The organism is Paenirhodobacter enshiensis (assembly GCF_000740785.1).
GTDB lineage: Bacteria > Pseudomonadota > Alphaproteobacteria > Rhodobacterales > Rhodobacteraceae > Rhodobacter > Rhodobacter enshiensis.
This window is the reverse complement of the sequence record NZ_JFZB01000071.1, coordinates 1-1,703: the sequence shown is the minus strand read 5'-3', so window position 1 is coordinate 1,703 and position 1,703 is coordinate 1. Positions and strand designations below refer to the sequence as shown.

5 protein-coding genes and 1 pseudogene are annotated in these 1,703 nt (G+C 66.8%); all 6 read left to right on the top strand.

Annotated elements, in window-relative coordinates; genetic code table 11:
* A partial coding sequence (locus CG50_RS17370; RefSeq protein ID WP_211248645.1) for a hypothetical protein occupies positions 1–236 on the top strand: 236 nt, incomplete at its 5' end.
* Positions 237–368: 132 nt separating this feature from the next.
* Entirely contained in the window at positions 369–548 is a 180-nt protein-coding gene (locus tag CG50_RS16970) for a hypothetical protein (RefSeq protein WP_152559571.1), read from the top strand.
* Entirely contained in the window at positions 545–745 is a 201-nt protein-coding gene (locus CG50_RS15860; protein WP_036640589.1) for a hypothetical protein, read from the top strand. Before CG50_RS16970 ends, CG50_RS15860 begins: the two co-directional genes overlap by 4 nt.
* A gap of 117 nt (positions 746–862) precedes the next feature.
* Positions 863–1,048 carry a hypothetical protein gene (locus CG50_RS15855; protein WP_036640587.1) on the top strand — a complete coding sequence of 62 codons (186 nt, stop codon included), beginning with the start codon at positions 863–865 and terminating at the stop codon, positions 1,046–1,048.
* 16 nt (positions 1,049–1,064) lie between these two features.
* Positions 1,065–1,253: pseudogene (locus CG50_RS17505) on the top strand (DNA translocase FtsK); the annotation flags it as partial.
* Between the two features lie 84 nt (positions 1,254–1,337).
* Positions 1,338–1,646, top strand: coding sequence for a DUF2312 domain-containing protein (locus tag CG50_RS17265; RefSeq protein ID WP_051910102.1), 309 nt, complete (start codon positions 1,338–1,340; stop codon positions 1,644–1,646).
* Positions 1,647–1,703: the final 57 nt, after the last annotated feature.

Sequence of the window (1,703 nt, the reverse complement as noted above, 5' to 3'; positions counted from 1 at the left end):
AGGCCATTGCCGTCCAAGTGCATGGAATGACCGTTGGGTATCTCTCCAGGGAAGACGCGAGAACGTATCGCGCCAGCCTGCGGGAAGCAGGGCTCGGCCAAGCCCCCTGTGCAGTGAATGCCGTAATCCGCGGAGGGTGGATCCGCCCTGAACTCGACGAAGACGATGAAGACGCCAATGGCATGTATGGGATTTCCCTCGACATGGATATACCCACAACCTTCGGGCGAATATAGCCCGACACACAAAGCGGTAATTATACCGCATCGCCATTGACCGCGGTAACAATACCGCATTATGATGCCCCCATCCCCCGCCGCTAACCCCTCACCCCGAGGCTGATCGCGGGACGCCCGATGGAGGCTCACATGCATTCCCACATCGACCAATGGGCACTGTCCCTTGTGACCGACCCGGCCCGCGCCGCCACCGCCCGCAGGATCACCCTGCAGCGCGCTTGGTGCTGCCTGAAGGCGCAGCGCGGCCAGACCTGCCGTTACCCGTGGCTTCCAGCTCCGCGTCGCACCGGCACCGAGGCCGCAGCATGATCCCGCAGAGCCGCGCCGACCGGCTGGCCGAGGTCGCCGACATCATCCTGCGCCCGCTCTGGTGGGCGAGCGTTGTCGGTGCCGGTGCTTTCCTGATCCTTGCTCTGCCCGATGCCATCGCGAGCGCGGCACCCGCGCCCCACTGCACCGCCACAGCCTGCGAAATGCCGCTGTGGCGCATCGGCACCGCCCCCTGATCCATTCCGGCGCAAGGCCCATTCCCGGCCCGCGCAGATGCCCCGGCGGCACACTTCATCTCACGGAACGCACGCCGCCGGGGCCGAACTGTCCCCCATCCATTCCGAGGCCCACCCATGCCCGAGACCGCAACCGAACTCACCCGCCACCAGGAAGACACCCTCGCCCGCGTTCGCGCCGCCGCGCCCGACGCTCTGGATCTGCACTTCTGCGACGCCGCCCCGCTGATCGCGCGCGGGCTGATCCGCGAGGTCGCCAGCACCGGCCACGCCCCGCACCACGCCGCCTACTCCGCCGCCTGAGCCCGAGGGAAAGGACATGCTGGACATGAACCAAGCCGACCCCGCCGCCGACTTCTACGCCCGCGCCGTCGCGCTGGTACGCGCCGAGGATCGCGCCTCGACCACCTTCCTGCAGAAGTCGTTTTCGATCGGCTACGCCCGGGCGGCGGCGCTGATTGAGCAGTTGGAGGCCGAAGGCATCGTCAGCGCCGCCGACACCCTCGGCAAGCGCACCGTGCACCCGGAGGCGGACAAGCCCGCCCCACGGCCCGTGTCCGCGAACCCCGCCGGCGCCGAGGTTCAAACGACCATGGCCGACCTGATCGCCCTCGGGAAGGTGAACACCGACGGCAAGATCCCGGTGAAGAACACCGATGCCGACAAAGCCGTCACGGCCGACGAGCTGCGCCAGTTCATCGAACAGTATGAAAGCCTTGAGGCCGAAAAGCAGGACATCGCCGAGCAGATGAAGGACGTGATGGCCGAGGCCAAGGGCCGCGGCTACGACACCAAGGTGATCAAGCGGATCATCGCTATCCGCAAACGCGACCGCGACGACGTGGCCGAGGAAGACGCCATGCTCGACCTTTACAAGCAAGCGTTGGAGATGGTGCGATGACCGACAGGCGCGAAGGCATCATCGCGAAGATCCGCGCCTTGCGTGCCCGCGCGGCAG